Origin of the sequence: Pseudomonas sp. AU12215, from assembly GCF_001675465.2 — a bacterium.
GTDB lineage: Bacteria > Pseudomonadota > Gammaproteobacteria > Pseudomonadales > Pseudomonadaceae > Pseudomonas > Pseudomonas nitroreducens.
In genome coordinates, this window is record NZ_MACM02000033.1 from 1 (window position 1) to 3368 (window position 3368).

Sequence of the window (3368 nt, forward strand, 5' to 3'; positions counted from 1 at the left end):
CGCCGTGTTCGGGTAGCGCAGCTTCGCGTCGATCACCTCCGTCATGCCTGAGATCAGCATGGTGTCGGCGATCAGGCTGCTGTTCTGGTTCGGAGTGATCCGGCGCACGCGGATCTGCCAGCCAGTGATCGCCGCCGGCAGATCGATTCGCTGGCTACGCTCGTAGCGGCTGGTGGTCTTGCCGTCGACTGCGTCCAGCAGCACCTGCTGGTAGGCGCCGCCGTCGGTGCTCACCTCCACCGCATACTCGATCCGGTAGCCTTTCACGTCCCCGCTGGCCTCCTGCTTCTGCAGGGCTGGCCAGGCGAAGCGCAGGCGCACGGCGGACAGCTGGGTATTGGTCACCGAACGCACCCACGGGGTGTCACTGCGCAGCTCCACGTTCACCGTGGTCTCGTTCTCGACCGAGGGGATGCCGGGAATGTAGTCCTGGTCGACACTGCCGTTACGCCACTCCCATTTCACGTTGGGGAAGTTGACGTTGCCGCTGGCGTCCACAAGCGGGGTGTTGTCCAGGTAGATGTCCTGATCGCTCGGCCCCTCGGCGAACTCACCCTCACCCACTGCCAGCAGGATCTTGGCGGTGGCCACCGACTGCAGGCTGTCACGCGCGATCGACGGCTGCTTGGGCTTACTGCTGCCGCCCTTGCGGCCGGTGAGGTGCTGCTGAACGTCGGCGCCCATGCTTTTCTCCAGGCATAAAAAAACCGCCTCACGGCGGCTGTTTTCGAATGGTCAGATCAGGTCTTGTCTTCGGCGTAGATTGAGGCGCTGATGATCGCGCCGCCCCATCGACGTTTCCCGCAGCAGTAAGGCACAGGGTTGCCGCTCGCGGTGGTGTTCTTAGCGCTGCCGAAGGCGTAGCTGGGCAGGTTCTCAGGGGCGGCCGACTGGCTGAGCCCCTTGGCCTGAGGGCTGAGCATCTGCGCCGCGCCTCCAAGCGCCATACCGGCGCCCGCGATCATGAGGTTCGGACTTTTGGCGAAGAAGCCAGCGACGATCAGCGCAACGCCAAGGACTGTCTGCAGCAATCCGGCACGCTTGCTCCCCGAGATCACAGGAACAATCCGAACCTCTCGCGAACCGCCGGCGACCATGTCCCCCTCACCGATGTTCTTCCGATTGCGGAAGATGGCGAAGCGCATACCCATTCGCTCCAGGCGCTGGATAGCTTCCTTGAAGCCCGGCAGGGTATTGCGCAGAGCGCTGAACGCTTCCTGCACAGTACCGGTGTCGAGCAGGCGCCGGTGCTCACGACCGAACTCGCGAATGAGCGGGCCGGACAGCTTGATGATGGTTGCTTGATGCGCAGTTGGCATGCTCCCTCCGGGGCAATAAAAAACCCGCCGAGGCGGGCTTTTGACTAACTATAAAACTACTGAATTATCAGATCATGTGCACGCCAGACATCACCACTAACTCTCTCCATGATCACAGAATATCTATTTCTAACTGTGCCACCAAAACTATTCTGGGCATCCACATACGCGAGAACAGCATGTTTACAACCCGACTCTTGAGGCAGGTACTCGACGCGCACGCCAGGGCTTGTGATCGTAGGAAAGTCAGCCGTCCCGGGCGACTTCAAGCGCTGTCTGACAAACCCCTGAGACATTACAAATGCCATAGTTGAGTTCATACAAGCAGCACGCTCGGCCTGTAGATTTCGCTTACTTACATTTTCGGCACTATTGTATGAGAGAAAATACCAGCCCCATGGAATGCAAAGTAAGACCAGAAGGACGATAAGAGCATTTGCTATTTTCCCTTCCCCGTCCCGAGCATGAGCCTTTATAGAGCAATATATAAAAACGGGAGCAATTAGTACGAAGCTAATAGCGATCATGGCCAGAATCATGCTTACAGAACCTCCATATTCGAGGCGTCAAAATTTATCATGCCTACTGTGCCGCAGCACCAGCCGCGCCCGCTCGTGCCAGTTGCCGCCGTAGACGATTACCTCGCTGGGCTTGCCGAGCAAGTGATGGAGTAGGAACGGGCCTGAGCCGAATACCTTGCTGTCCTCCCCGGGCAGCGATCCGTCGGCTCCAAGGTAGATGCCGGCATGGTTCGGGTGCGCCGTCTTGCCCACCGCCATGACGATCATGTCCCCGCGCCGGGGCGTGTCGACCTGGTAAAAGCCAGCCCCCTCGAAGTACTGCTCATAAAGGCTCGGGCCGTCAGCCTGCTCCCACCAGCCGTCCTGGCGCTCGAAGCGCTCGAACTCCAGCCCCCACTCCCGCTGGTACCAGTCAGCGCAGACCTGCCAGCAGTCCCATGCGCCGTGGACGAAGGGGCGTCCCAGCAGCGGGATGTTGCCCGCCGGCGCGATCGTCCGCAGGTCGCCCTCCGGCCAACTGAGGATGTGCCACGGCAGGCCAGACGCCTCGCACATGGCCAGGTCGTGCGGCGAAGGACGGCTGGTGGCGTCCGGGTGGCTGTGCACAATGGCCACCACCTCGCCCAGGTCTTCCGCCGCGGCGTAGTCCTCCGGATGCATCCGGAACTCTTCCTGCGGCTGGCTGGCCGTGTTGCGGCACGGGACGTATTGCTGCGCCTTGCCGACGGCGACCACCACGCCGCAGGCCTCGCGCGGGTACTCCGCGGCCGCGTGCGCCCGAATGGCGTTCAGGATCTGCTTGCGCATGGTCAACTCCGGGCGATCAGGGACACGGCAGGGAATCCGCCGAAGGGCAGCTGGTTGCCCTGCCCCCATCGCTTATTGCAGGACCGATAGAGGCCAGCGCACTGGTCCTTCGCCGGGTCGTCGGTCGGGTTGTCGTCGATGTCGAAATAAGGGCCGGTATAGCCGCAGTCGGGGCCACGATATCCGCCGGTCATGCACCAATGGCACAGCGTGGTCATCTGCCGGCCGACCGCTTCGTTGCCAACGTCGCCCGGACTGGCCAGCTCCCACTCCACCACCTGGTTGTCCTCGCCAGTCTTCTGGTCGAAGTACCAGATGCTGATCGACTCCTGAGTGGGGTCAGCGTCCGGGTTGCCGGTCGGGAAGTTCTCCGCGTCCAGGAACTCGGCCAGCGTCTCGCGGATGGTCAGCTGGAAGTTGGCCAGGTCGTCGAAGGCCAGGCAGAGCGCCGTCAGGCGCCCGCCGACGTTGCCCGCCGAGAACTTCGGGCGGACAGCTGTGCCATCACCGTTGGCCTCGATGCCGCTGATCTGCACCGGCCAGGCGGCGTACTCCTCGCCCTGCCACCAGATCGACTTCGCCGGCAGCTGGTCCGCGTTGGCGCCGGCTGCTGCCAGTTCCTGCGGAGTGTGCGGGATGGCATGGCCGTGAAAGCGCAGCACGTCGGCGCCGAACTCGCTGCCGTCCAGTTCGAACAGCATGATCTCGGCGCCGGGCTCCA

The 3368-nt window shown here is 62.5% G+C and carries 3 protein-coding genes and 1 pseudogene; all 4 read right to left on the reverse strand.

What is annotated here, in order from left to right; all coding sequences use genetic code 11:
- A pseudogene (locus tag A9513_RS09190) lies at nt 1–684 on the reverse strand (phage tail protein); the annotation flags it as partial.
- A 56-nt stretch (nt 685–740) separates the two neighbouring features.
- The gene (locus A9513_RS09195; protein ID WP_065084525.1) at nt 741–1319 is read right to left on the reverse strand and encodes a tail assembly protein; all 579 of its coding nucleotides are present in this window, start codon (nt 1317–1319) and stop codon (nt 741–743) included.
- Between the two features lie 566 nt (nt 1320–1885).
- Nucleotides 1886–2647 carry a C40 family peptidase gene (locus tag A9513_RS09200; protein ID WP_065084526.1) on the reverse strand — a complete coding sequence of 254 codons (762 nt, stop codon included), beginning with the start codon at nt 2645–2647 and terminating at the stop codon, nt 1886–1888.
- Nucleotides 2648–2649: 2 nt separating this feature from the next.
- Nucleotides 2650–3368, reverse strand: a 719-nt coding sequence (locus tag A9513_RS09205) for a phage minor tail protein L (protein ID WP_065084527.1), incomplete at its 5' end; no start/stop codon positions are given.